This is a genomic window from Enterocloster sp. HCN-30185 (genome assembly GCF_037890305.1).
GTDB lineage: Bacteria > Bacillota > Clostridia > Lachnospirales > Lachnospiraceae > Enterocloster.
On record NZ_JBBKBT010000004.1, the window covers coordinates 1 to 26,372 of the forward strand.

29 protein-coding genes and 5 pseudogenes are annotated in these 26,372 nt (G+C 40.9%); 30 read left to right on the forward strand and 4 right to left on the reverse strand.

Annotation, left to right across the window (positions count from 1 at the left end; all coding sequences use genetic code 11):
- Nucleotides 1-356, reverse strand: a 356-nt coding sequence (locus WKT10_RS05695; protein WP_340276041.1) for a plasmid mobilization protein, incomplete at its 3' end; no start/stop codon positions are given.
- A gap of 406 nt (nucleotides 357-762) precedes the next feature.
- Between WKT10_RS05695 and WKT10_RS05700 the strand changes: the two genes are divergently transcribed.
- The 16 genes and pseudogenes from WKT10_RS05700 (at nucleotide 763) to WKT10_RS05775 (ending at nucleotide 12,644) form a co-directional block, all read left to right on the forward strand.
- Nucleotides 763-1,515 carry a hypothetical protein gene (locus WKT10_RS05700; protein ID WP_117500824.1) on the forward strand — a complete coding sequence of 251 codons (753 nt, stop codon included), beginning with the start codon at nucleotides 763-765 and terminating at the stop codon, nucleotides 1,513-1,515.
- 148 nt (nucleotides 1,516-1,663) lie between these two features.
- Nucleotides 1,664-1,936 carry a hypothetical protein gene (locus WKT10_RS05705; protein ID WP_117578117.1) on the forward strand — a complete coding sequence of 91 codons (273 nt, stop codon included), beginning with the start codon at nucleotides 1,664-1,666 and terminating at the stop codon, nucleotides 1,934-1,936.
- Nucleotides 1,937-2,132: 196 nt separating this feature from the next.
- A complete protein-coding gene (locus WKT10_RS05710) occupies nucleotides 2,133-2,342 on the forward strand; it encodes a DUF6462 family protein (RefSeq protein ID WP_008976866.1) in 210 nt (69 codons plus the stop codon).
- A gap of 111 nt (nucleotides 2,343-2,453) precedes the next feature.
- Nucleotides 2,454-2,627 carry a hypothetical protein gene (locus tag WKT10_RS05715; protein ID WP_165851949.1) on the forward strand — a complete coding sequence of 58 codons (174 nt, stop codon included), beginning with the start codon at nucleotides 2,454-2,456 and terminating at the stop codon, nucleotides 2,625-2,627.
- 33 nt (nucleotides 2,628-2,660) lie between these two features.
- Complete coding sequence (locus WKT10_RS05720) at nucleotides 2,661-3,896, forward strand: site-specific integrase (protein ID WP_117578119.1); 1,236 nt, start codon at nucleotides 2,661-2,663, stop codon at nucleotides 3,894-3,896.
- A 153-nt stretch (nucleotides 3,897-4,049) separates the two neighbouring features.
- Nucleotides 4,050-4,556 (forward strand): annotated as a pseudogene (locus WKT10_RS05725) (lysine--tRNA ligase); the annotation flags it as partial.
- A 386-nt stretch (nucleotides 4,557-4,942) separates the two neighbouring features.
- On the forward strand, nucleotides 4,943-5,182 hold the full coding sequence (locus tag WKT10_RS05730) for a UDP-N-acetylenolpyruvoylglucosamine reductase (RefSeq protein ID WP_337433243.1): 240 nt from the start codon (nucleotides 4,943-4,945) through the stop codon (nucleotides 5,180-5,182).
- Nucleotides 5,160-5,582 (forward strand): annotated as a pseudogene (locus WKT10_RS05735) (PIN domain-containing protein). The gene WKT10_RS05730 and the pseudogene WKT10_RS05735 overlap by 23 nt, the downstream one beginning before the upstream one ends.
- Nucleotides 5,583-6,155, forward strand: a pseudogene (locus WKT10_RS05740) (Fic family protein); the annotation flags it as partial.
- 642 nt (nucleotides 6,156-6,797) lie between these two features.
- Nucleotides 6,798-6,904, forward strand: a pseudogene (locus WKT10_RS05745) (transposase); the annotation flags it as partial.
- Nucleotides 6,905-7,111: 207 nt separating this feature from the next.
- Nucleotides 7,112-7,318, forward strand: a complete 207-nt coding sequence (locus WKT10_RS05750; protein WP_317438810.1) for a helix-turn-helix domain-containing protein — start codon at nucleotides 7,112-7,114, stop codon at nucleotides 7,316-7,318.
- 34 nt (nucleotides 7,319-7,352) lie between these two features.
- Nucleotides 7,353-7,601 (forward strand): hypothetical protein, encoded by a 249-nt coding sequence (locus WKT10_RS05755; protein WP_317438809.1) that lies wholly within the window; start codon nucleotides 7,353-7,355, stop codon nucleotides 7,599-7,601.
- A 108-nt stretch (nucleotides 7,602-7,709) separates the two neighbouring features.
- Nucleotides 7,710-8,447, forward strand: coding sequence for a YebC/PmpR family DNA-binding transcriptional regulator (locus tag WKT10_RS05760; protein ID WP_340276057.1), 738 nt, complete (start codon nucleotides 7,710-7,712; stop codon nucleotides 8,445-8,447).
- 164 nt (nucleotides 8,448-8,611) lie between these two features.
- A complete protein-coding gene (locus tag WKT10_RS05765; RefSeq protein ID WP_340276059.1) occupies nucleotides 8,612-9,523 on the forward strand; it encodes a tyrosine-type recombinase/integrase in 912 nt (303 codons plus the stop codon).
- 442 nt (nucleotides 9,524-9,965) lie between these two features.
- On the forward strand, nucleotides 9,966-10,958 hold the full coding sequence (locus WKT10_RS05770) for a hypothetical protein (RefSeq protein WP_340276061.1): 993 nt from the start codon (nucleotides 9,966-9,968) through the stop codon (nucleotides 10,956-10,958).
- A gap of 999 nt (nucleotides 10,959-11,957) precedes the next feature.
- Nucleotides 11,958-12,644 (forward strand): recombinase family protein, encoded by a 687-nt coding sequence (locus tag WKT10_RS05775; protein ID WP_340276063.1) that lies wholly within the window; start codon nucleotides 11,958-11,960, stop codon nucleotides 12,642-12,644.
- Nucleotides 12,645-13,056: 412 nt separating this feature from the next.
- On the opposite strand, the gene WKT10_RS05780 is transcribed toward WKT10_RS05775, so the two are convergent.
- Nucleotides 13,057-13,275 carry a helix-turn-helix domain-containing protein gene (locus tag WKT10_RS05780; RefSeq protein WP_340276065.1) on the reverse strand — a complete coding sequence of 73 codons (219 nt, stop codon included), beginning with the start codon at nucleotides 13,273-13,275 and terminating at the stop codon, nucleotides 13,057-13,059.
- Nucleotides 13,276-13,372: 97 nt separating this feature from the next.
- Between WKT10_RS05780 and WKT10_RS05785 the strand changes: the two genes are divergently transcribed.
- Nucleotides 13,373-13,756: a hypothetical protein gene (locus WKT10_RS05785; RefSeq protein ID WP_340276067.1), complete on the forward strand. Its 384-nt coding sequence runs from the start codon at nucleotides 13,373-13,375 to the stop codon at nucleotides 13,754-13,756.
- 120 nt (nucleotides 13,757-13,876) lie between these two features.
- On the opposite strand, the gene WKT10_RS05790 is transcribed toward WKT10_RS05785, so the two are convergent.
- Nucleotides 13,877-14,023 carry a ribbon-helix-helix protein, CopG family gene (locus WKT10_RS05790; RefSeq protein ID WP_340276069.1) on the reverse strand — a complete coding sequence of 49 codons (147 nt, stop codon included), beginning with the start codon at nucleotides 14,021-14,023 and terminating at the stop codon, nucleotides 13,877-13,879.
- Between the two features lie 123 nt (nucleotides 14,024-14,146).
- Here WKT10_RS05790 and WKT10_RS05795 point away from each other — a divergent pair, with 123 nt between their 5' ends.
- From WKT10_RS05795 to WKT10_RS05805, 3 genes and pseudogenes are all read left to right on the forward strand, one after another.
- Entirely contained in the window at nucleotides 14,147-14,776 is a 630-nt protein-coding gene (locus WKT10_RS05795) for a hypothetical protein (RefSeq protein ID WP_340276071.1), read from the forward strand.
- 42 nt (nucleotides 14,777-14,818) lie between these two features.
- A complete protein-coding gene (locus WKT10_RS05800) occupies nucleotides 14,819-14,998 on the forward strand; it encodes a hypothetical protein (RefSeq protein WP_340276073.1) in 180 nt (59 codons plus the stop codon).
- 317 nt (nucleotides 14,999-15,315) lie between these two features.
- Nucleotides 15,316-15,465 (forward strand): annotated as a pseudogene (locus WKT10_RS05805) (YebC/PmpR family DNA-binding transcriptional regulator); the annotation flags it as partial.
- A gap of 277 nt (nucleotides 15,466-15,742) precedes the next feature.
- Here WKT10_RS05805 and WKT10_RS05810 read toward each other — a convergent pair.
- On the reverse strand, nucleotides 15,743-16,705 hold the full coding sequence (locus tag WKT10_RS05810) for a DUF4397 domain-containing protein (protein WP_066548886.1): 963 nt from the start codon (nucleotides 16,703-16,705) through the stop codon (nucleotides 15,743-15,745).
- Between the two features lie 134 nt (nucleotides 16,706-16,839).
- Between WKT10_RS05810 and WKT10_RS05815 the strand changes: the two genes are divergently transcribed.
- The 10 genes from WKT10_RS05815 (at nucleotide 16,840) to WKT10_RS05860 (ending at nucleotide 26,346) form a co-directional block, all read left to right on the forward strand.
- Nucleotides 16,840-17,115, forward strand: coding sequence for a YabP/YqfC family sporulation protein (locus WKT10_RS05815; protein WP_340276077.1), 276 nt, complete (start codon nucleotides 16,840-16,842; stop codon nucleotides 17,113-17,115).
- A gap of 26 nt (nucleotides 17,116-17,141) precedes the next feature.
- Complete coding sequence (locus WKT10_RS05820; RefSeq protein WP_340276079.1) at nucleotides 17,142-18,365, forward strand: sporulation protein YqfD; 1,224 nt, start codon at nucleotides 17,142-17,144, stop codon at nucleotides 18,363-18,365.
- Between the two features lie 7 nt (nucleotides 18,366-18,372).
- The gene (locus tag WKT10_RS05825; protein WP_337433246.1) at nucleotides 18,373-19,368 is read left to right on the forward strand and encodes a PhoH family protein; all 996 of its coding nucleotides are present in this window, start codon (nucleotides 18,373-18,375) and stop codon (nucleotides 19,366-19,368) included.
- 5 nt (nucleotides 19,369-19,373) lie between these two features.
- Nucleotides 19,374-19,871, forward strand: a complete 498-nt coding sequence (gene ybeY, locus WKT10_RS05830; RefSeq protein WP_066548882.1) for an rRNA maturation RNase YbeY — start codon at nucleotides 19,374-19,376, stop codon at nucleotides 19,869-19,871.
- Nucleotides 19,872-19,990: 119 nt separating this feature from the next.
- Nucleotides 19,991-21,697: a putative polysaccharide biosynthesis protein gene (locus WKT10_RS05835; protein WP_337433247.1), complete on the forward strand. Its 1,707-nt coding sequence runs from the start codon at nucleotides 19,991-19,993 to the stop codon at nucleotides 21,695-21,697.
- Between the two features lie 78 nt (nucleotides 21,698-21,775).
- Entirely contained in the window at nucleotides 21,776-22,183 is a 408-nt protein-coding gene (locus WKT10_RS05840) for a hypothetical protein (protein ID WP_337433325.1), read from the forward strand.
- A 63-nt stretch (nucleotides 22,184-22,246) separates the two neighbouring features.
- A complete protein-coding gene (locus WKT10_RS05845; protein WP_066548879.1) occupies nucleotides 22,247-23,494 on the forward strand; it encodes an aminoacetone oxidase family FAD-binding enzyme in 1,248 nt (415 codons plus the stop codon).
- A gap of 22 nt (nucleotides 23,495-23,516) precedes the next feature.
- Nucleotides 23,517-25,160 (forward strand): NAD(P)/FAD-dependent oxidoreductase, encoded by a 1,644-nt coding sequence (locus tag WKT10_RS05850; protein WP_337433248.1) that lies wholly within the window; start codon nucleotides 23,517-23,519, stop codon nucleotides 25,158-25,160.
- 85 nt (nucleotides 25,161-25,245) lie between these two features.
- Nucleotides 25,246-26,109, forward strand: a complete 864-nt coding sequence (gene proB / locus WKT10_RS05855) for a glutamate 5-kinase (protein WP_337433249.1) — start codon at nucleotides 25,246-25,248, stop codon at nucleotides 26,107-26,109.
- Between the two features lie 15 nt (nucleotides 26,110-26,124).
- Nucleotides 26,125-26,346: a DUF896 domain-containing protein gene (locus tag WKT10_RS05860; RefSeq protein ID WP_317438801.1), complete on the forward strand. Its 222-nt coding sequence runs from the start codon at nucleotides 26,125-26,127 to the stop codon at nucleotides 26,344-26,346.
- Nucleotides 26,347-26,372: the final 26 nt, after the last annotated feature.

Genomic DNA, 26,372 nt, shown 5'->3' on the forward strand with positions numbered 1-26,372 from the left:
CCTATTACTTTTAGCAGTTCTTTTTTTAATCTATAGAGATCGTAAAGGCATTGCTGGATTTCATTTGCTACAGATTTAGAGTACGCTCCTCCAGTGTTAAAATACTTTGCAATCTGATTAAGATTAGAGCCGATTTTTCCATACTCTGCTAAGAGCATTTTTACTGTTTTGCTTTCAATGACAACCTCATAGTGTATGGCCATTTTGTGATCTAAAATCAGGTTTCTCAGATAATCAGAACGTGATAATTTTGCCTGAGAAGCGGCATGATTGACTAACTCTAATTCAATGTCACTTAATCTTAAACAGATGATATTAGAGTGTTTCATTTCATTTCTTTTTTTCTTCGGTGCCATGTTCCTCCTTTCTTAATTTGGCACTTCCAACTTTATGGCACTCCACAAGAAATATCAGCTGTCCCTTCTGATACTTCTGGTGTTGCGTACACATTTTATGTGGAAGCCAATCTGACATTTTGCAAATGTCAGTATCGAGGGTATGGGGAGCGAAATCCACATCAAGATAAAACTCAAAGTAATAGGAAAGCCAAAATGGCGATACCGTATTACTGAGTGGATCTTGCTCTTGAAAGATTAACCCTCTCATATAACGAAATGCTCAGAGGGAAAAATACAGGGCGAGATAGAAAAAAAGTTAAAAAATTGATATACTACTATTTAGAATTAATCAAAAAAAGAGTTACTAACGGGCAAATAGCGTTTTTTGTTTTGTATGGTAAGTGTATTTAATAAGGGGGATAAAATGTTTGAAAATCAAATTGCAACACTAACAACGATTTTAAAGGATAAAGATATTCATAATTATATGGGGGATACATTTTGGAATATTATTAAAGCTGTCTCGCTAGGTGATATAGGTGCATTGCTCGATTCCAGCATAGATATAAAAAATATGCTTTTCCATGCACCATCAGTTTTGTTTTGGGACAAAATGCAGAGATATATGTTCGGTACATTTAGGAATTATGCTGAACAAGTAAAGATGGCGGGAAAATTTAATGAGGAAAATATGGATTATGAAAAATTTGTAAAAAGGCAGATTCATCTTATCAATGAAATTAATGATGATAAAAAAGTTGATTATTTTGCTCAACTTACTAGGTGCTATCTCTTAACTGAAATGGAAAATGCTTTGTATTATAAACTTGCAAGATTTTTAATTATGTGTACACCTGAAGAACTAGATTATATCGCTTCTTTTGATTATGAGGAAACAACGAATCTAACTGCTATGGTTTCGTCGTTGTATCAATATGGTTTGTTTGAACAACAGGAACGGAAAAATGGTGGTGTAGATTATGTACTTTCTGGATTTGCAAAAGCATTGAAAAATAATAGTTTAAATTTTAATGAAGGAATTAGTGGAAGAGATCGGATAGTCTCTTATTCTCAAATATCTCCTCTTAGCATCTCAGAGCCAATGACATGGGAAGATCTTGACGATGTGTTTAGTGAGAATGAAATTGTAATTGATGGAAACGGATCACGGAAATAAGATGATGATAAAAGATTTTGTGGAGAAGAACGCACAAAAAATAAATTAGAATACATATTATTTCTAACTGTACAATATAAAAGTGGAATTTGAATATATGGATACAAATTGAAAATGACAGAATTTGAAACTTGAGGAGAGATATTTTATGAAAACAGAAAGAACAGATGAGTTGTACAAGTTTTTACTTACCAAAGGATATCCGAAAGAACTTTGTTCAGAAATAGCTTACAATATTTTGAATACTGATTATACGGCGACTAGAATGTTAGGATACTTGTATCGTTACACGGAACCTAGAATAGAAGATGTAATAGATGAAATGATAGCAATTTTAAGTGACCGGGAAGAATTCATAAAGAAAAAAGAAATGGAACAGGCACGGGCTGTTATAAACGAGATTTATAGAAATGGGTTGTGATATAAAATATGAAAATAAAATAATTCAATATGAATATTAGTAATTTGTAACGATAGTTGTCGAAGAAAAGCCTTCGGCAACTATTTTTTTAACTTTTTTTCATAATCACCCTGTAAAATCCATTGATTTCCTTTCGTTATATGAGAAGACAAATTTGTTTTCTTTCTTATTTATAAATGGAAAGGAGTTTTGTGAAATGGGTTTTGCAAGAAAAGATGTGGAAGCTACTAAGAAAATGGAAAAGAAGTTCGTGAGATATCCAGAAGGTGCGGAGAAATATAGTTTGGGATTAACAAAATTTCAGGCATTAGCAAAAGAGGCGAAAGCAGTCTATAAAATTGATAAAGTAGCTTTAGTTAATTGTGAGATATTTGAAAAATATTTGGAAACATTCCGAGAGTATTAAAATTTTAAGAGAGAAAATAAGAGAGAAGAACTTCTATAATTTTCTGCATTTTTAATTGACTTTATGTCATACGGAAAGTATAATGTTGGTATAGGAGGTATAAGAGCTGAAATGAAAAAGATGGGAAGACCAAAATCAGACAATGCAAAGAAGAAAGTATTAAGCATTCGTGTTCCTGATCAACTATATTCCCAGATGCTTGCATACGCCGAACAACATAAAATGAATACAACGGACATTGTCCTAAAAGGGGTAGAGATGCTTTTATCCGAGCAGGAAAAATAGTGAGTGCTTCTCTCTTAAGAGGAGGAAACTATTATGGCGAAAGTCAGAAAAGATTTGCGAGGAAGATCTTTACGCAAAGGAGAAGTACAAAGATCATCAGATAAAAGATACATGTACACCTATACAGATCCGATGGGAAGACGTAAATTTATATATGCTAACGATTTGGCAGAACTAAGAGAGAAAGAAGCTAAACTGATGAAGGATCAGTTGGACGGATTGGATCTCTATGTTGCTGGCAAGGCAAGTGTGAATGATACGTTTGATCGGTATATGTCCACGAAGTATAATTTGCGTGAATCTACAAAAAGTTCATATTTATATACGTACGATCATTATGTACGTGATACCTTTGGGAAAAAACGGATTGCAGATATAAAGTATTCTGATGTGTTGCAGTTTTATTATTATCTTCTTAATGAAGTAAAAATTGCATTAGGGACTTTAGATACTGTTCACTGCTTGCTCCATCCAACATTTCAGTTGGCAGTACGGGATGAGATTATACGAAATAATCCTACTGATGGAGTAATGAAAGAAATCAGCAGAGAATCCAGTAAGAACAGAGGAATTAGACATGCATTGACAGTAGAGCAGCAAAGAGCATTTATGGAATATATTGCGAACCATCCGATATATTATCATTGGTGGCCTATGTTTACGGTGTTGCTTGGAACAGGGTGTAGAATTGGTGAGGCATTAGGGCTTCGATGGCAAGACCTGGATTATGACAAAAGAACAATCAATATAAATCACAGTTTGAGTTATTATCAAAAACCAGAGAGCAACAAAAGTGTATTGAGAATATCTAAACCCAAAACGGAAGCGGGAATTCGTACAATTCCAATGTTGGATATTGTGAAAGATGCTTTTGAAATGCTTTATGAAGAACAACTGGAAAATGGCTTTAATGAAACAGAAATTGATGGAATGTCAGGATTTATTTTTTGTAATCGTTTTGGAATGGTTCCAAATCCACAAACAGTCAATCATACGATTAAGCGTATAGCGAATAGTTATAATGCGGATGAAGTGGTGCGAGCTAAGAAAGAACGGAGAAATCCTATTATATTACCTAATTTTTCTTGCCATCATCTGAGGCATACTTTTTGTACACGACTTTGCGAAAATGAAACAAATTTAAAAGTTATTCAATCCATTATGGGACATAGAAACATTGAAACAACGATGGACATTTATGCGGAAGCAACAGAAGAAAAGAAACAAGAGTCATTCGAGAATTTAGCAGCAAAATTAGATATTTTTTGAGAAGTGCTTAGTAAAACGGATGACAACAATTTGTTTGGTTTACAGCAAATTGACAACAAAGACAATTCAATAATGACGAATAGTGAAGTAATTATAAGGTTTATAAATTTAGAAAATATAGTACAGTGACGCATCCCGAAGAATCATGAAGAAAATGTGAAATCTTTCCCGACAATGAAGTCATTAGACGCAAAGAAGGGCGAGAACAAGGCAGAGAAAGCTTCTTCTGCTGCAGCGGAAGCACCGGCTGCGGCTGTAAGCGTGTCCGCACCAAGTGTACAGCTTGACCTTTCTAAGGTAAAGATCGAGCCTCTGTTTGCAGATGACGTAGACTTTGAAACCTTCAGCAAGTCTGACTTCCGTGTCGTTAAGGTAAAGGCCTGCGAGGCAGTAAAGAAGTCAAAGAAGCTGCTGCAGTTCACTCTGGATGACGGAACTGGTACAGACCGCACGATTTTAAGCGGAATTCATGAGTATTATGAACCGGAAGAGCTGGTAGGCAAGACCTGTGTGGCGATTACCAATCTGCCTCCTCGTAAGATGATGGGCATTGATTCCTGCGGTATGCTGATTAGTGCAGTGTATGAATATGATGGACAGGAAGGATTGAATCTTTTAATGCTGGATGACAGCATTCCCGCGGGGGCGAAGCTGTACTAAGGCTTAGAGAAAAAGCGTGCTTTTTGAGCAGCGTACGACAGCGGTGCGACATTTTAAAGTGGCTTAACGGGTTTTAATAAGCGATGTAAATATTTTGTACTAAGAAGGACATTTTTCTAAAAGAAATTTTAGGAAGATGTCCTTTTGTGTTATGGTCAAAAAAGAATTGAAACTATGGTTTGTTACCGGAGAGATGAAGGTAAGTGCTATTGTTCGGTAACATCGCCGAAAAACGAATCAGAGAAATAGGAGTGTTTGATGAATATATAGCAAAATGGAGAGCGTGACAGAGCATGTTGAAAAATATTTCTATACAAAGCCCGATAGAATGGGTATAATAAAGGTAACAAGAGGATCATCTATTAGAATGGAAGAAGTGATAAGTAATGACAGCACTGAGAAAAGATGCGATGGATTTACTGGAACGGATGCCGGAAGATAAGCTGTATTTTATCATTCAGATTATGGAAGGTGTGACTGGTCTTTATGGCTCAGAATCAGAAAAAGTAAGAGAACAGGCATTTGAGCAGTTAGAGAATCTCAGACGGAAAGCACCGCAGATAGATTATGAAAGAGAATTAGCTAGTTACAGAGAGGAGAAATATGGGACTGCGAATTTTGGTTGATACAAATGTTCTTCTTGATTATCTGCTTTGCCGCAGTCCCTATGATCGGGCCGCAGAGCAGATCGTTGTTGCCTGTAAGCAGAGACGGGTATCAGGATGTATTGCGGCACATTCCATTTCAAATATGTTCTTTATTTTGCGTAAAGTGTTTAGTGTTGCGTAAAGACGTAAACTGTTGTTAAGCATATGCGAATTATTTGAGGTTGAAGAAATCGACAAGGCAAAGATTCTCAATGCCCTGGCAGATGAAACATTTTCAGATTTTGAGGATTGTCTGCAAAAGGAGTGTGCGGCTGCATTTCAGGCGGATTATATTGTTACAAGGAACTGTGCAGACTTTAAGAGCAGCGGAACACCCTGTATAGAGCCAGCAGAGTTCTGTAAAATGCTTTCAGAATAGCATAATCTTGCGGTATTCATTTCAAGGCTATGACAAATCCATATCTTCGGGGAAGGCAATATAAGAACAACGGCAGTGTTCTTCATCAAGTATTTAGGGACACTTGGGTTCTCTGCAACCAATGATATTTTTGCGGAAAATGCGTGGTATTTCAGAAATGCACTTGTCTGTGCAAACTATACGAACCTGCAAAAAGGTATTTACGAAACAACAGAGTATCTGGAAGCGTTTCTCAGAAATCTGTTATTGAACGAGAAAAATGGGCTTCATAATCGAAATCTTCACATAAGTGGACGTTTGAACGAAGAAAAAGTGGACATTCAAGACAAAAAAGTGGATGTTGAAAGTGTACTTTCCGAAAGGGGTAGCGATTTCTCAGTAAAAACGACAGTTCATATTCAGAGACTTTTTGAGAAGTTTGGTTTTGATGAGGTGTTTGGAAGAAGTGCAGCTATGGAAGTTCTTGAGTTGAAAGCTTCAGGTGTTTCAAAACTTCTTTCCAATTTGGTGCAGGCAGATATTATTGAATCAGTATCCGGTCATGGAAAAGGAAAATATAAATTCAAGAAGTAGTTAGAAAATTTCAAGAAGCGATGGCTATGGAGAATAAATTAGAAAAAATCAGTCAAAATAGTTTTATGGATAATTTTGTTAAAACCGATGACATCTTAAAAGATATGTGTGGGATTACTGAGTCCTTACAAAAAGTTGCATATCGGACGGTCAATACAACGCTTATACAGAGAAATTGGCTCCTTGGTTATAGAATTGCAAGTGAAACTTTCCATATTTTCATAAACTTAAAATAGATTTATTATAATCGCCTTCTTCTGCTAATGCTCTAACTTTAGCTGATAATACCTTCGTAAAATCAAGTTTACGGCTTAACGCTATTGCTAATTCCTGTAATGACATATGACATTGTATGTTGCTTCCGGTTCTCATTCAACCACATTTTCAATGATTTCAAAAGGTATTCGATTTTTGTTCTTCATGTTCCAACCTCGCCCATTCTTTTCTTAACTGTTTCAGTGCCGCTAGTTTCCAATCGTTTACAGTTGTACGACTTCGTCCATAGTTTTTCCCGATTTTCTTGTCTGTATATCTGAAAAAGAACTACAATACTGAAACTTCCTGCCATTGTTTTAACAAAATAGTTCATTTTCTCATCCCCTTTTTCCAAGGAGAGGACTGAAAAAGTAGGTATAGGTGGGGGAGATAATAGAAGGGCAGCTGATGTTGGCTCATGTCCATATGTTAGTGAGCATTCCGCCGATATAAGTATATTGAGTTTTATGGGGTATCTGAAGGGAAAAAGCGCATGGATTAGCGCTTTGAGGTGTGGACAAGAAGGCCGGGCTTAGAGCCTGTGTCCCGAGTTATCCATTTTACGGATAGCAGCGGATATTATGGTAAAAAGTGAAATAAATCGGCTATATTCATTGAAAATTTAACAATTTCTATATACAATGTTAAATATGCTATTTTGGCTTGGTATTGGGACAAAAAATGAAAAAGGGGTACAGTAGATGAGGATAAGTTATAATAAGCTTCAAAAATTGATGGCAGATAATCAAATGAAACGATCCGATTTAATGAGAGTTGCGGAATTTTCGCCGTATGCGGCAACAAAATTAAATAAAAATGAACCGGTTTCTCTTGGGGTGCTGATGCGAATCTGTGAGGTATTTCATTGTGATATTGGAGATATCTGTGAGGTTATTTTAGAGGAGTAATTGGATCAGAGGTTAAAAAAGAAAGGTGATAGATATGACAAACAAAGAATTACTACAGCAAATTCACAGAGACAACAGAGAAATTAAAAGAAATTTTCAGCATCTGGCCAATATTGGACTTATGGGAGTGCTTGGAAACTTTGCTGCGGAGGCAAAGGAAAAGGGCGATGGGGAAGGAAAAACACTCATTAGAGCAGGGCTGTTCTGTATCTTCATATCTGAAATTCTGATTTTGATCAGTGAAATCAATGACTGCAGGAAAGCCAGAACGAAAGAGGAATGAAATTGAAAATCTGAGCACAATTTTCTGCTTGCAAGATGAAATGAATCGTGATAGGATAGAAAAGATATCAGTACTGAAAAAGAAGATAAAAGAAAGGGTGTTATACCAATGTCAGGACATTCAAAATTTGCCAACATTAAGCATAAAAAGGAGCGCAATGATGCTGCAAAGGGAAAAATCTTTACAGTTATCGGCCGTGAAATTGCGGTTGCTGTAAAGGAAGGCGGTCCTGATCCTGCCAATAACAGTAAGCTGCGTGATGTAATTGCAAAGGCAAAGGCAAACAATATGCCAAATGATACCATTGACCGCGGTATCAAAAAGGCTGCCGGTGATGCCAACTCTGTAAACTATGAAACTCTGACCTATGAGGGCTATGGTCCCAATGGCGTTGCAATTATCGTAGATACTCTGACCGACAATAAAAATCGTACAGCAGCAAATGTAAGAAGTGCTTTTACAAAGGGAAGCGGAAATGTAGGTACTCCTGGAAGCGTGTCCTATATGTTTGATAAAAAGGGTCAGATCATTATTGACAAGGAAGAATGTGAGATGGATCCAGATGAATTGATGATGATTGCTCTGGATGCAGGCGCAGAGGATTTTTCCGAAGAGGAGGACAGTTATGAGGTGATTACAGCCCCGGATGATTTTTCTGCTGTCCGTGAGGCGCTGGAGGCTCAGAATATCCCCATGATGGAAGCCGATGTAACAATGATCCCTCAGACTTGGGTAGAGCTTACAGATGAGGATTCCATTAAGAAGATGAACCGTATTCTGGATCTGCTTGATGAGGATGATGACGTTCAGGCGGTGTACCACAACTGGGATACAGACGAAAGATAAGGAAAAACAACGTGAAATCAAAGGTTTTTGACCGTATTTGATGATGTAAAATGTGAAAAAAATGTGCCAGCTATGATATTCTGGACAATTTGCCATCATTCAATTACGAATGTGCAGAAAACTTCTTCCTAAACATGGTAAAAGATGCTTAGGAAGGAGTTTTTATGTTAAATGAGGATGTTTTAAAAGAATTTATTTTTGAATGTGAAATGAGGAGGCTTAGTAAAAGAACAATTCAAAGCTATAGGAATGCTAATTTAAGAATGATGAAATATCTTGAACAGGAATTTCATATTACAGAATTGGAACAAACGCATCATTTAGCAATCAGGGCATATGTTCAGTATCAGACAGCTCAGGGGTTGGCTGAGACGTATATTAATCGAAATATGATTGCATACCGCTGTTATTTCAATTATTGTATCAAAGAAAACTATATTACCAATAATCCAATGGATAGAATTAGCAAACAGAAAGAACCGATTGTTATGATAGAAACATTTAATGATGATGAGGTGAAAAGGCTTATCGGCGTTTTTAAAGGCCCACGTTTTTTAGATGTTCGGAATCAACTGCTTATGGTGATGTTCTTTGATACTGGAATGAGAAATTCAGAAATGTGTGATTTGAAAATAGAAGATCTTCGAGATACATATATTCGTGTTATGGGAAAAGGAAAAAAGATGCGTTATCTGCCTATCACTCCATTTATTAATAAATATCTGATTCGCTATCTTCGTGTACGGGAATCATATATAAAAGACAAATTATGCTATCAGACAGAGTATCTTTTCTTATCACAAAAAGGAAAACGTCTCACACCAGAAGCAATGGAGCATATTTTGAAAAAGGCAGGTGAAAAGGCAATTGTTAGAAGCCATATTAGGGTTAGTCCACATACGTGCAGACATTTTTATGCACAGAGTCAACTGAAAAATGGGTGTGATTTGTATACGGTATCTAAACTTTTAGGTCATAGTAAAGTAGATACTACAAAGCGCTACTTACAGTCAATGCAAGATGAGGATTTAATGGAAATAGCATCCAAGACAAGCCCTTTGATGCGTTTAAAATAAGAGAATCTTGTATAATAACGCAGATATGTGTAAAAAGCATATCTGTTTTTTTGTAATTCAAGTGAATATTCCGGATGGTTTTACATCAGCTGTCCGGTGATATGGAAATCACTTTTTAGATTCGCTTTTGTGCATACCGAATCATAATTTCTGCTGAGACGTTTGTAAAGACTGCTACGCACCGCAGATGCGGCAAGGTCTTGACAAATATCCCAACAGAAATGGATAAGTCATCAAGCACAAAATAGGCGATTTCCGAGTACCAGAATTCTGATTTCCAAATTTCCGGAAGTGCGATTTCATCACACAAGAATATTCATCAAGAAAATAAAACATTCAAAAAAGTATATAATATAAATTGGTAATTTAATTCCCATAACGTAAACATTTTAGAATTACTTTTGGAGAATTTATTATTATCAATGCAAAGGAGATTAAAGCAATGAATAGGAAGATTGATACGAAAAAATTATCAGTTGGTATGACCGTAAAAAATTATAAGGCACTATGTGAACTATTATCGCAGGATGTAAAAACAGGAAATTCAAAAAAAGCTCAGATAGCAGATTTTAAATGCTATTTTGATTGGAAAAGGTCAGGACAGCAATTTATTATTACTGATATATATGATACTCCATTATGTAAGGATGACAAACGGAAAGAAGGTAATAATTCAATTTATATTCCATATATTGAAAAAATTTTACTAATGTATCTAAAGGGTCAGGGGAATACAGATACACTTACGAAAAAAGGATGGTGGGAATTACTTGGATTTATTAATCATAATTATATTTGGTATACAGAAGATGCTTTGAAGAAATTAGATCATGTACTTACTCCTTGGGAAATTAGACATTTTTATATGAGGAGTGACAGAAAGTTAACCCAAATATTTTTTTCTGCCCTTAATAATTTAAAAAATAGAAATATAATTTCGTATGAAATTGAGATAATTATTGTGTTATCGGAAACAGAATATATAAAAGCAGATGAACTTGAGAAAGAGAAAATCGAACAAATGGAGAAACATGTTTTGAATGATATTATGGGGTTTGATACAATGTTTCAAGTGTTTGCGTCTTTCAAAATAGAAGAATTTTACCGAAAAGTGAATGAATTATTGTATGATGCTTATAGATGGATTCGTTATTTCAAGAATGTTAAAATTAGTTTAAGATCTGCTAATACAGATCAGGATGTATCAGAGATGGCATTGGAGAAAAAGCAGCTCAATGAAAAAATTGTGGAATACCTTAACCAGAATACTATTGAATTTTATAATAAAAATATGGAGAAGCATCAAACAGCACTTAAAGAAGAATACTGGGGAGATATTTCCCAATTTGAGCATTTAGAATGTAAGGTATGGAGTCCGCCGGATACATATTTAGAAGCTCAAGCACTCTTAACAGATAAACTGATTAAAATTTAATCTTAATAATAGAATAGTTTTGTAAAAATTGTCCATTTAAAATGGTATATATTATAAAATAAATATATAGCGTTATAAATGGACAAATTATTGGGTTGATATTAATTAGTCTGCGACGCTTTGGCCAATCGCTTGCACGCAAGCTCATGGCTGCGTTGGATTGCAAGCAATCCCCCGCTCAAATATCTTTTTTATGTTTACTCTATTAGGTAAGAAGATCAGAAAATGGTGGGATAAGTTAGATAAAAATTTTAGAACTAATTGAGAAGCACTTAAAAGAAAAAGCACTCAAAGAACATTATCAAGTGGTGAAACTCCAGTGGCAGAGGGCAGAGCTTGAAAGAAAAATTGCAGAGGCTAAAAGAGATAAAAACTGAAAAATCAATTTCAAAGCTCCTCCGGGAAAAAGAGGTGTTGTTATTTTGACAACATCTCCAGATTGCCCAAAATGGGAATACGCTGAGATCCAGAAGTGCATACTATGCACCTCTCAGCCTTTAAAGTCTTACAGCAAACTGGAATCAGCAGAACGCTTTGAAAGCTGGGATATCAAAATGATACTTTAGATATAGATTAGACTAATCCACACACGCCCCCTATATATGTGTCCGATAAAATTTTTTGCTCAAAAATTAAAGAAAATCTATGGTAGTCAAGCATTTTTCAGAATCAGGCCGCCAATCAGAATTTAAACGAAAAATTCAAAAAATACCTATGGAATAAGGGGGATTACGATATTAAATCCCCCTCCCATAATACCTAAAAATAGATAATATTTTAGGGCTGCGAAAAAAAGCTCCAGCGAAAAACACAGATGCAGTATACATTTTTTGATGCAGTATTATGTAATGATAGCGTGTACGATATGCCATACGATAAAGTATTAAATTTGACATTAATTCAAAAGATAATAAAACTGTATTGATTTTTGATAAAAACAGTGCTAAAATTAATACTAAATCAGACGAACGTCAAAAATAATACTAAAGGAGTGGTATCATGGAATACGGATATGCAAGAATCAGCACAGCTAAACAGAACATTGAAAGACAGATCAGGAACATAAAGCAGTCTTATCCGGATGCTCATATAGTAAAAGAGGTGTTCATAGGAACAAAGATTCAGTCACGCAAAGAGCTGGACAAGCTGTTAAAGCAAGTAAAGGAAGGTGATAAGATTATCTTTGATTCGGTGAGCCGTATGAGCAGAAATGCAGAGGACGGCTTTAAGCTGTATGAAGATTTGTACCATAAGGGGATAGAGCTTGTATTTCTGAAAGAGCCTCATATCAATACAGCCACATACAAAAATGCGCTGGAGAGCAATATAGAAATGACGGGAACCAATGTAGACTTTATTCTTGAAGGAATTAACAGGTATCTCATGGCTCTTGCAAAAGAGCAGATACGTCTTGCATTTGGACAGGCAGAAAAAGAGGTACAGGACTTACACCAGAGAACCAAAGAGGGCATTGAAACGGCACGGCTGAATGGTAAGCAGATCGGACAGAAACAAGGAGCCAAGCTCATTGTAAAGAAAGCTGCACCTGCAAAAGAGCAGATCAGGAAGTATAATAAGGACTTCGGCGGCCAGCTAACCAACCAGGAAACTTGGGAGCTGATCGGGATTAGCAAGATGACATTTTACAAATATAAGAGGGAGATCATAGAGGAGATGGCTGAGTAAGCTGTCTCTTTTTTTAATGTACATTATATTTTGAAAATAAAACTGCAAGAGCCTAGAGGATATCCATATAGCGAATGTTGTAGCGTCATGTACGATACATAAACAGGCTTCCAAAAGCACCAGAACGGTATTAAAGACCGTGTATGTTTACGGTTGACAATTATGCAGATAAAGGGACATAGAGGCATAGAGAGGCGTATGGTGCGTTTGGGAATATGATATGGTGAGGGGTAGATAAAACCTAAAACAGGCAGAGGGATGCGGATGGATAGGGAAGTTGGTACGTTTTCACACGGAGTTTAAGTTGGATGTCAAGAGTATTGACTTCTAAAGGTGTGCTGTCAAAATGAAGTGGTATTCACATTTTAAATTCAGATGCCTGTTTAACCAACATCCGAAAATCATTATATCTTTAACGGGGATAGGGCTTTTTCTGGTTGGTTCTCTCGATAATATAATCAACGCTAGTTCCGTAATAATCAGCAAGCTTGCTTAAAATTTCAATAGGAATGGCTCTTTCGTCATTTTCATATCTGGAATAGGTTCTTTGAGATACGTTTAAAATTTTCCCCATATATTCTTGGGTAAGTTCGTTATCTTCTCTTAAGTCTCTGATTCGTTCATATTTCATCATATCACCTCAGAGACCATTATATTAAGACCAAAACAGACTATTGATTTTTAGACTAAATTGGTCTAATATTATCAATGGGAGGGGAGGTGAAGCAGTGATATACGATTATACACACGATAATGAAGGGGAATGTCTGGAAATAGAGATTGAGGCATTGACAGGACAGCAAAAGGAGGAAGTTCGGTTATTTATCCATGATTTAAAGGACGGCAGAGGGAAAAGAGATGCAGAGCAGTATATACAATGGTTAAGGCATACAGTGATTCCAATATTACATGAGTATGCAAGAGTGACGTATTCTGTATTAGAGAGTGAAGAGACAGAAGCGGAAGTTCACATACAGATGAAGAATAAGTACGGGTATGACATAGGAACAGCAGACAAGGCTGTTAAGCTGGCGTTGTTTCTTGCGGATTATATGGGGATTGATACAGACAACGGAATGGTACGGATGAATTTATCATATGGGATTGGGTGAATACAGGGCTATAAAGAAACGGGGATGCCCTAAATGGGGGACTGGTGACAAAATAATCGTTAGTGAAAAGGATATATTGATAAAACAGGGCTGTCTAAATTGACAAGCCCCATAAAGGTATTATTTGTCTTGATTCTTAATCCATTCTCTTAGAACCATGTTGATATACTGGCTGAAACTGCGATCATCTTCCTCGGCCATTTCTTTGATCTTGTTGGCGATATCTTCGTCTAATGTAATGCTGAATCTGTTTTTAAGTGGTTTCATATCAAATACTCCTTTTTAAGATAAGATACCACTGATTGATAACAAACATGCTTAAATGGTATTAAGTATTGAAAAGTATTACTTTATATTATATAATAATATAAAAACAGAGGAGGGAATTTAATGGATAAAAAGAAAAGAATAATAGTTTTTATAGTGGCTGATATTCTTTTGTTAGTGTCAGTTATAATAAGTGGGTGTGCAAATGCTAAACAATTTCAAGAAGAGAGAGAATCATTACTACAGCAAATAGAAAGTTTGAGTCAGGAGAAAGAGAGTCTTTATGCTACAAATGAGGAAATAAATAAGAAGTATAGTCAAGTAAGCCAAGAATTAGAGTCTATAAATGAATCTTTTGAGGCAGCTAAGAAGGAAACAGAATTGCAGGAAGAAGATATTGTTGTACGGGTGGTTGAAAAAGGGGAGCTTCCGAAAGATATTTATAATGGTCGTTATAATGATATGTGTACAATGACATTTGAAATTACCAATAATACAGACCAAGATGTACAGGGAATTGAAGGTACTTTAAAAATAATGGATCTTTTTGGTAAAGAAATTATGGTGAGTGGCTGTGATTTTACTGGTCAGACAATTCCAGCAAAACAGACCATAACAGACAATGGTCTTATTTTTGAAATAAATCAGTTTATTTCTGAACACATGAAGTTTTATAATACAGCTTTTAAAGATTTGAAATTTGATTATACAGTATCTCAGGTGGTTTTTACTGATGGGACAATAAAAGAATAATCAGAAATATTTAAAATCCAGCACAAAAATTAAGGAGAAGAGATGAAAAGGATAATTCTAGTATTTATTTTGATTTTTTCTGTTATAAGCATATCTGTAGGATGTATAAAAATAGATACAAAAAAAAGAAATATACGGGTAACCTCTACAACTGCTAGTGTAACTAGACCTGCTTGGATGGAGGAAGAAACATTAGAGAATGAAGCTTCAAGGTGTGATTAAAATAGCAATATTGATTGAAAAGGGCTACTGTAAACCGCAGTAGTCTTTTTTCATGCATACACATTTTTCGATCATTATATTGCAATATCTGTATGGTATCCATAAAAAATAATTAGAATAATTTTATACTATGTTATTGTAGTTAAAATATTGCCATAGGTACACAGATACTAGAGTAGTAGGAGATTGATAAAATTTACTAAAATTATACAGCAGTATTATTGCTTCTTAACCTCAGCTATGATATACTCTACACAATAATAAAGAATTGGAAAGCATCAGCTATGATGTTTTGGAAGATTTGGGTTGTTTTTAATATCCCCATGATGGAAGCCGATGTAACAATGATCCCTCAGACTTGGGTAGAGCTTACAGATGAGGATTCCATTAAGAAGATGAACCGTATTCTGGATCTGCTTGATGAGGATGATGACGTTCAGGCGGTGTACCACAACTGGGATGAATAATTATGCGAATGACTTATTTCCTGAAAAAGGCTTAAAATCCAGCTTTTAGGGTAAGGGATTCAAGAAAATGCATAAGAGATTGCATAAAATCCGTATCAGTGATGATATACGGGCAAATTTTTAAACCCTTCGAGATGGGTGTGCAAAGACCTCTTTTTGTTTATCGTAATTGACAGACAAAAGGAGGTCTTTTTTATCATCAGCTGCCGGCGGTATTACGGTGATTAAAAGGAGTATGGGCTGCACACCAATTTAAGTGCGGCAGCCCTTTCAGCGGTCAGTTTGATACGATCATAGCCCGCAGGCCTTCTGTAGCTGTAGGAGCATTGAAAAGATAAAGCGTATAGGAAACATTGGCTTCCAGGGTGGCAGAAGCAGCGGCTATCGCATTTCCGGGGAAGGAACCGGTACGGGAGATATAGATTTGGTACCAGTTGGGATAAACGGTAGCATATGAGGTCACATTTTTATAAGCAACATTCGTAAATGGTGTATAAGAGCCGCTGCTGTTTTCAAGGGTCACGTCAAAGGGTCCCAGATTCAGGGACAGATTGCAGGTCCTGAGGCAGGCGGAACCGGATGGTGCGCTGCAGGAAGCATCGGAGATTTCCTTGAGATCCAGTCCGGAAGCAGTGTTGATAATGGCAACCGTCATAGAGGCTCCGGGACGGATGGTAATAGATTTTTGGATATAAACATATCCGTTGGCACCAGAAATGGTCATGGTGCGCCGTCCGGAGGCTGCCTGAACGTAACTGGTGATATCTCCGTTGGCCAGCTGTCCTGCGATCATCCAGCCGCCCAGGGATACATTAAAGGGCTGATATCCGGTTGAGGCGTTAAGTACCCGCACCCGTCCGAAATTGCCGGAAGCAGTACAGTTGTAGCAGGGGAAGCTGATGCCGGGAATTACGGTAATGGAGGAGCCGAAAGCAGGAAAGATGGGACGGAATACAGGAGGGTGGAAATGGGTATGGAAATGACCATTGGTATTCCAGCCCGGTCCGTCAAAGACCGGTCCGCCTTCTCCGGGATTTGGCAAAGGGATAACAGGCTCTGCGCCATCAAAGACCGGGCCTCCCTCGCCGGGATTTGGCAGGGGAATGGCTGGTTCTGAGCCGTCATAAACCGGGCCTCCCTCGCCGGGATTTGGCAGAGGCGTTACAGGTGTATGTTCCTGACGGGTTTCAGCAGCGCTTACCAGGGTGTCAGGGTATGGGTAAATGGGATGGTTATTCATGGATACCTCCCGGTTGATTGTTCATTACAGTGTATGCTGTGCTGCTGCCTGGTGTGCAAAGGGCTGCCGGAGGTATTTTCGGATGCTGAAAGCCATATACTGTTACAGTGAACGATCAGGAGGGAGAACAGAGCATGAATGAAGAAAAAAAGCGCATGGCAGCAACGGCTCTGGGGCTTCCCAAGGATGTGGTTTTGGGAGATGTACTGCTTCGTTTTACCGGTTTTCACGAAGTTTGTATTGAAAATTACAGAAGCATCCTTATGTATACAGATACTTTGGTGAGGATCCAGGCAAGAAACTGCCGTGTAACTCTCCACGGCCGGGAACTGAGGATCCGGTATTACAATCAGGATGCAATGGGGGTATGCGGTCAGATCCAATCGATGGAATTTGAACCGCTCCTGTAGGAAACATATAAAAGGAGGGAGAGCCTTTGCTTTTGTGGCTGTTTCGCAGCATAAAGGGATATGTACGGATCTGTTTAAAAGACGGCTCGCCGGAACGTTTTTTGAATCTTTGCAGTGCAAGAGGGTTTAAAATCTGGAACATCGTCTGCCGTGATAAGGGAGAATACGAAGCATATATGACTGTGGCGGATGTCAGGAGGGTAAAGCCTCTTGTGAGAAAATCCGGTGTCCGCTTAAGGATCACAGGGCGCTTCGGTTTTCCTTTTTTTATTTTCAGAAACAGGAAACGCTGGTATTATGCAGCCGGACTGGGAACTTTTTTCATACTGTTGTATGGTATGACTCTTTTTATCTGGGATATTGAATTTGAAGGGAATTACAGGTACACAGAGGATAATCTCAGGATCTGTCTGGAAAAGATGGATCTGCATTGCGGTATTTTAAAGAAGAAGATAAACTGTGAGGAAGTGGAGACATTTATACGAACGGATCTTCCAGAGGTTACCTGGGTATCGGCCAGTGTGACAGGAACCCGTCTGGTAGTAAAGATCAGGGAAAATCAGGTTTTATCCGCTGTGCCCCAGATAGATGAAACACCCTGTGATCTGGTGGCAGGGACGTCCGGAGTGATTCGCTCTATGATAGTCAGAAGCGGTATTGCTCAGGTATCTGTAGGAGATACGGTAGAGAAAGGACAGATATTAGTCAGCGGCCGTGTTCCTGTTACGGGAGATAACGGAGATGAGATAACATCCCATCTGGTTCGGGCAGATGCAGATATCGAAGCGGAAACAGTGATTGAGTATGAAAAAGAGATCCCATTTTCAAGAATGCTGCGGATTCCCACCGGACAGACGAGAAAGGGGATTTACGTAAAGGCGGGCCCATGGTCTGCTGCTGCGCTTTTTCCTGCTTTAGGGAAAAAAGAGGAGTGGGATTATTATATGGAGGAGCACCAGGCAGTACTGTTTTCTGATTACTGTCTTCCGCTTTATCTGGGAGTGATAGAGGGAAAACGGATGATTTCCTATGAAAAAGCCTATACGAAACAGGAATTGGATCTTCTGGCTGAACGAAAAGAAAAGGAGGAAGCGGAAAAATTAGAGGAAAAGGGGGTACAAATTCTTGAAAATAATGATAGAATAGAAAAGAGTGTATCCGGATACCGGATCAAGGGGGAGATGGTGGCGTTAGGGCCTATCAGTCAATGCCGGCCGGTGGAGGAAATCTCTAAAGAGTCAGAGGAGTGAAGACCGAATGAGTGTAATTGAAACAATGATCGATATTCCCGCAGAACATGAACAGAATGTCTGCGGTCAGTTCGATGCGTACTTAAAGAAAATAGAGCGCACCCTTCATGTGACGATGATCGCAAGGGACGGCGAGATTAAGATCATCGGGCCGGAAAAGGCGGTATCCCAGGCGAGAAGTGTATTTAACAATCTGATCCAGCTTTCCATGCGTCAAAATGCCATTACAGAGCAGAATGTAGATTACGCTCTGTCATTATCATTTACAGAAGAAGACGGACAGATTTTGGAGATTGATAAGGATATCATCTGCCGAACCATTACGGGAAAGCCGGTAAAGCCCAAAACGCTTGGACAGAAGCATTACGTGGATGCCATACGCAAAAAGATGATCGTCTTTGGAATCGGCCCGGCGGGAACGGGAAAGACGTATCTTGCTATGGCTATGGCGATCCAGGCCTTTAAAAACGGAGAGGTTGGGCGGATCATCCTTACACGTCCGGCGATTGAGGCGGGGGAGAAGCTGGGATTTTTGCCGGGAGATCTTCAGAGCAAGATCGATCCCTATCTGAGGCCTCTTTATGATGCTTTGTATCAGATTATGGGAGCGGAGAGTTATCTGCACAATTCAGAAAAGGGGCTGATCGAGGTGGCACCATTAGCTTATATGAGAGGACGTACCCTGGATAATGCCTATATTATCCTGGATGAAGCCCAAAATACCACTCCGGCCCAGATGAAAATGTTCCTGACCCGTATCGGCTTCGGCTCCAAGGTTATTATCACAGGTGATCAGACCCAGAAGGATCTGCCGTCAGGAGCTGTGTCCGGACTGGATACGGCCTTAAAAGTATTAAAACGCATTGATGACATCGGCTTTTGCTATCTTACCAGTTCGGATGTGGTGCGCCATCCGCTGGTTCAGAAGATTGTACAGGCTTATGATGACTATGAGAAGAAAGCGGAGCCTAAAAAGAGGACTCCCAGAGATAAAGGAAGGTAAATACGATGACCATTTCCATTGAATATGAGGCAGAAAAGAAACTGGAGCTTCCCTATGAAACCATTATAAAGGATGTGGTGGAAGCGTCACTGGACTATGAAAAATGCCCTTATGAGGCAGAGGTAAATGTAATCCTTACGGATAATGAGACCATCCGGGAGATCAACCGGGATCACAGGCAGATTGATTCGGCTACGGATGTGCTGTCCTTTCCTATGGTAGACTATGAGGCTCCTTCAGATTTTGACCATGTAGAGGATGCGGTGGAGGATTATTTTAATCCGGAGACAGGAGAACTGATGCTGGGAGATATTGTGATCTCCGTAGAGAAGGTAGAAGAGCAGGCTGAAAAGTACGGCCATTCCCAGACCAGGGAGCTGGCATTTTTAGTGGCTCACAGCATGCTTCACCTCTGCGGTTACGATCATATGGAGGAAGAGGAACGTCTGCTGATGGAGGAACGCCAGAGAGCGATCCTGGAAACCAGGGGGTATACCCGCTGATGCAGAAAGCAGGAATGTGCCTGTTTTATCTATGACGCTTCTGACGGTCTCTATCACAGATACCAGGGACTTTGATCGGATCGTGCTTAAGTGAGATACGAAAAAGGAGCAAAAAACAGATGAAAACAATGAATAAAAAGGGAGCCAAAAGAGCTGCAGATTTTGTGGTTCAGGGCAGTATTCTGGCTATGGCAGGCATCCTGGTGCGGATCATCGGGATGCTTTACCGTATGCCCTTAAATGATATTATTGGAAAGCAGGGAAATGGATATTATACCTCAGCGTATAATGTATACAATATTCTGCTTATCCTTTCTTCCTACAGTATGCCGGTGGCTATTTCCAAGATGATTTCTTCACGCCTTGCAAGGGGAGAGTATGAGAACTGCCGCAGGATCCTGCGGGCGGGTCTTTTGTATGCCACCATTGCGGGCGGAATTGCAGGCTGTGCACTGTGGTTTGGAGCAGATTTATTTGCAGGGCTGATGAAAACGCCTTTTTCCAGCTATGCCTTAAAAACCCTGGCGCCGACGATCTGGATTATGGCCTATCTGGGAGTTTTAAGAGGTTATTTTCAGGGAACAGGCACCATGGTGCCAACGGCGGTGTCTCAGATTCTGGAACAGATTGTCAATGCAGTGGTAAGCGTAGTGGCCGCCGGCCTTTTGTTTCAGACAGGAGCAGCTATGAATGCAGCGAGAGGGGCGCAGAATTATTCCTATGCGTTAGGAGCTGCAGGAGGAACTATAGGAACAGGAGCAGGAGCAGCTACGGCCTTTATTTTTTTTGTGATGCTGACTCTTTCAAAAGGGCGGGAAGTACTGGGAGAGGAGACGGCTCCGGTGCACACCGCGGATGGCTCAGGCAGGGCAAAGGCGGAAAGCTACGGCCGTCTTATGTATGTGCTGACGATCACAGTTCTTCCGATCATTGTAAGCAGCGCAGTCTATAACTGTTCCAATGTGGTGGACAACTTCCTGTTCGGACAGGGAATGGACCGCCTGGGTTATACCGGTGAGGAGATTGCCGTATTCTGGGGGGCACTGGGCCAATACCAGCTTCTTTTTAATATTCCGGTGGCGGTTTCAAATGCACTTTCCTCTTCTTTGATCCCATCCCTGACGCGGGCCGTATCCAGCGGAAATCAGGAGGAAACGAATCAGAGGATCGCTGCTGCCGTGCGTTTTTCCATGCTGATCGCCATTCCGGCGGCTGTGGGAATCGGTGTGCTGGCAGAGCCGGTGAGCAATCTTTTGTTTGCAGGAGAGGATAACAGTCTGTTGATCCGGCTTACCATGGCAGGAGCATTGGCCGTGGTGTTTTTTTCACTTTCTACGGTGACGAATGCGGTGCTTCAGGGCCTAAACCGGCTGGATGTGCCGGTGCGCCATGCGTTTTTGTCTCTGGCAGTTCATATTATATTGGTAGAGGTGTTCCTTATGATATTCCATATGGGGATTTTCAGCGTGGTATTTGCCAATATCCTTTTTGCATTTATGATGTGTCTGTTAAATGGACGCAGCATTGCCAGATATGCGGGATATCGCCAGGAATACAAAAAGACCGTGATCCTTCCTTCTGTCTGTTCCCTGCTCATGGGAACAGCCGCCTGGAGCATATATAAAGGACTTGTTTTTTTATGCCCGGCCCTTTTAAGCGGAGGCCGTTTGGGAATGGCTGTGCTGGTATTTCCCCCGGTGGCTGTTTCTATGGCTGTATATGGGGTGCTTCTCGTGAAGCTTAAGGCAATAGATGAAAAGGAACTTAAGGAGATGCCTATGGGAACCCGTCTGGTACGCCTGTGCAAACGGGTACGCCTGATGTAGAAAGAAAGAGATTTTCGGGCTGGACAGTTGTGTTTAAAAATCAGCAGAACGCAGATACTAGCTTTACAGGAGGTCAGGATCATGAAACGAATGTATTGCTATGCGCTGCTGTTTTTGGGAACCGCTTTTTTGTGTCTGGTTCTTATCTACGGGCTTACCAGATACCGCATCCGTCAGGAAGAGCCGATTCCCAATACCATACTGGAAACAGAGACGGTGCGGGATATGGAGGGACGGGAGGCTGTAAATCAGAGCGGGGTTCTTCCGGCAGCAAAAATGACACAGGAAGAGTCGAAGGAGGAATACTTTCTGGTATCTGAGGCAGGATTTTTACTGGTATTCTGCAGCGATAAAAGCACTATCTGTCTGTATACCCATATTCCGGTCACTGATTTTCCGGAAAGGGAGAGAGCGCGGCTGATGGAGGGAATCTGGTTTCCCTCTATGATGGATGTATACCATTATCTGGAATCGTATACAAGTTAAAAGAAAATGTTTCAGCGGGCGGAATCTGCCGCCCCTGTTGCAGTCAGGAGTAAAACAAAACAGATGAAAAACAGAACAGTTGGAATTATAGGAGGAGGGGCTTCCGGGCTGATGGCAGCAATTTCGGCTGCAAGAGCGGGAGCGCAGGTGACTCTGATCGAACATATGGACCGGGTTGGAAAGAAAATCCTTTCTACCGGGAACGGAAGATGCAATCTGACGAACTACAGGATGGAGCCGGAATGCTACCGCTGCAGCCAGAAGGATTTTCCCATGAAGGTAATTCAAGGCTTTGGCGTGGAGGAAACGCTGGAGTTTTTTAAGTATCTGGGAATCGTGCCAAAAGACAGGAACGGATATGTGTATCCTAATTCCGATCAGGCAGCGTCTGTTCTTGATGTCCTTCGGTGGGAGACGGAGCGGCTTGGGATCAGGGTGCTTCTTTCCTGTCAGGTATCTGTCATAAAGCCCCAGAGGGACGGGGGATTTCTGATCCGGAGCAGCCAGGGAACGCTTCATACAGATACCCTGATTCTGGCGGCAGGAAGCAAGGCCGCTCCTTCTACCGGTTCGGACGGAAGCGGTTATGAACTTGCGAAAGCTTTAGGCCATAAGGTAATTAAGCCTCTTCCGGCGCTGGTGCAGCTTCGGTGCCAGGGAACGCTTTATAAACAGCTGGCAGGAATCCGCACAGAGGCCAGGATCCGTCTTCTGGCGGACGGTATATGCATGGCAGAGGATAAAGGGGAGCTGCAGCTGACCGATTACGGCCTGTCCGGGATTCCGGTATTTCAGATCAGCCGTTACGCTTCAAGGGCATTGGACAAGGGTTCCAGAGTAAGAGCCAGTATTGACTTTATGCCATCCTGGAAGGAAGATGAGGCGTTCCGTCTTCTTAAAAAACGGGCAGTCATGCTGAAGGAAAAGCCAGTGGGAGAGCTTTTTACGGGAATGTTAAACAGAAAACTTGCGCAGGTGCTGATCAAACTGTCCGGTATGGATCCATCTGCTCTCTGTGAACGTCTTGGAAACCGCCAGCTGGAACGGATCCTGTATCAGCTTAAAAGCTATGAGGCCATTGTTATGTCCGTAAATCCATTTTCCAATGCTCAGGTGTGCTGCGGAGGAGTTGATACAAGAGAGGTGGATCCGGATACCATGGAGTCCAGAATAAGGACGGGGCTTTATCTGGCCGGAGAGCTTCTGGATGTAGACGGGATCTGCGGCGGATATAATCTGCAGTTTGCATGGTCCAGCGGATGGATCGCCGGACAGTCGGCAGCCGGAATAGAGAAGCCGCACAGAAAATAAAGAAAGAGGAAAATAAATACATATGATACGGATTAATCAGCTGAGGCTGCCTCTGGAGTACGAAAAAGAAAAACTTTTGCAGAAAGCGGCAAAGATACTGGGGATTTCTCCTGCTGATATTTTGAAAATCGATATTATAAAAGAGTCCATTGACGCCAGAAAGAAACCGGAAATTTTTTACAGCTATATTGTGGATGTGACTTTAAAATCCGGAGGCTCAAAGAGGGAAGAATCCATTGTCAGAAAAAAAAAGGATCGTAATTTATCAATCAGCCATGAGAAGCCATACTGCCTGCCGGAGTGTGGAACTGCCCCTCTGGCATACCCTCCGGTTATTATCGGGACTGGTCCGGCCGGACTGTTCTGCGGTCTGATGCTGGCAAGAAAAGGATACTGCCCCATTCTTTTAGAGCGGGGTGAGGACGTAGACGCCAGAACCAGACGGGTGGAAGCTTTCTGGAAGGATGGGGTATTAAATCCAGCATCCAATGTACAGTTTGGTGAAGGCGGAGCAGGCACTTTTTCAGATGGAAAGCTGAATACGCTGGTAAAGGATACCTTTGGACGAAACAGAGAGGTTCTTAAAATTCTTTCTCAGTTCGGTGCAGACCCTTCCATCTGCTATCAGAATAAGCCTCATATTGGAACGGATGTTTTAAGCCGGATCGTAAAATCCATCCGCCAGGAGATCGAGTCTCTGGGCGGAACTGTGCGTTTTTTAAGTCAGGTTACGGATTTTAGGATAAAGGATGGAAAGCTGTATGCTTTGGAGATTAATGGAAAAGAACTCCTGTATACAGATGCCGCTGTACTGGCAGTAGGACACAGCGCCAGGGATACGTTTGAGACACTTTACCGCCACAGCGTTCCTATGGAGGCGAAAGCCTTTGCCGTGGGACTGCGTATCCAGCATCCTCAGGCCATGATCAATATGAGCCAGTACGGCATGGAGGAGTGTAGCGCGTTAGGACCTGCCAGTTATAAGCTGACCCGGCAGACTACAGCAGGCAGAGGGGTCTATTCCTTCTGCATGTGCCCAGGCGGATATGTGGTAAATGCGTCCTCTGAGCCTGGAAGACTGGCCGTAAACGGTATGAGCTACCATGACAGGGCAGGAGAGAATGCCAACAGCGCGATCATTGTGTCTGTGACCCCAGAGGATTTTTCTCACGACAATGATGAGAAAAATCCTCTAAGCGGAATTTACTTCCAGAGAGAACTGGAGGAAAAGGCGTATCAGGCAGCCGGAGGAAACATCCCGGTACAGCTTTATGGAGATTTTATCTCGGACTGCACTTCAGATCACTTTGGCAAGGTTCGGCCGGCTTTCAGGGGGCAGTATGGGTTTGCGAACCTGCGCCGGGTCCTGCCGGAGGCATTGTCTGCTTCTTTTATAGAGGCTATGGAAGGCTTCGGCCATATGATAAAGGGCTTTGACTGTCCGGATGCGATTCTGGCAGGAATTGAAAGCCGCACTTCATCGCCTGTTCGGATTCCCAGAGATGAAACGCTTGAAAGTGCGGTCCGCGGCCTTTTTCCATGCGGGGAAGGGGCAGGCTATGCAGGGGGGATCACCTCCGCGGCCATGGACGGCATCAAGGTAGCGGAGGAGCTGATCCGCAGATACCGGCCTCTTAAGGAGAAAACGGGAGAACTTGAGGGATAAAAAAATTGACGGGCTATCAAATTTGGTGTAAGATAAAAAACATGGCGTTTCAGCGCCTGAAAGCAGAAGAAAAAGGAGCAGTATCATGGAAGCACAGGAACGAAAGAACCTGAAGGATAAAAAAAGAATCGTCATTAAGATTGGTTCCTCCTCTCTAACCCATCCGGAAACAGGGGAGTTAAATCTTATGAAAATAGAGAAGCTGATCCGCACCTTAAGCGATTTAAGAGGACAGGGAAAGGACGTGGTTTTGGTATCTTCCGGCGCCATTGCCGCAGGAAGGCAGGCTCTGGGCCATCACAAGCGCCCGGACTCCCTGGCGGAAAAACAGGCCTTTGCCGCTGTGGGGCAGGCCCGGCTGATGATGATGTATCAGAAGCTCTGCGCGGAATACAACCAGACAGCCGCTCAGGTGCTTCTTACAAAGGATACCATGGTAAATGACGCTTCCCGCTACAATGCCCAGAATACCTTTGAGGAGCTTTTAAATCTGGGAACGATTCCCATTGTAAATGAAAACGATACCGTTTCCACCTCTGAGATTCCTTATGTGGACAGCTTTGGAGACAATGACCGCCTCTCCGCGATCGTAGCTGCTTTGATCGGAGCAGATCTTCTGATCCTTTTATCGGATATTGACGGTCTTTATACAGATGATCCCAGAACTAATAAGGAAGCCCGCTTTATCAGTTTTGTGCCGGAAATCACAAAGGAGCTTCTTTCCATGGGAAAGGGAACCTCAGGAAGCGATGTGGGCACAGGAGGTATGTCTGCCAAGCTGGCAGCAGCCCGGATCGCCACAGACAGCGGAGCGGATATGGTAATTGCCAATGGAGACCATGTAGAGGCAGTAATGGAAATTGTAGGAGGGAAAGAAACAGGAACCCTGTTTTTAGCCCATACTAATCTGGATTTTGACCTGATGCATTACTTAAATAACGAGTATTAAGGACAGGAGGAGAAAATGGACGCAAAAAAGATAGATCGGATCAACGAACTTTACCATAAATCCAAGTCTGTAGGACTGACGGAGAAAGAAAAAAGTGAGCAGGCGGCTCTGCGCAGGGAGTATCTTGCAGCAATCAGAGGAAGCCTGAGAAATAATTTAAATAATATTTCTATCGTAGAAAAGGACGGATCTGTTACAGATCTTGGAAAGAAATACGGCGGTATCAAAGAGGTGTAGCAGCCCGGAGAATGAGCGAAAAGGAG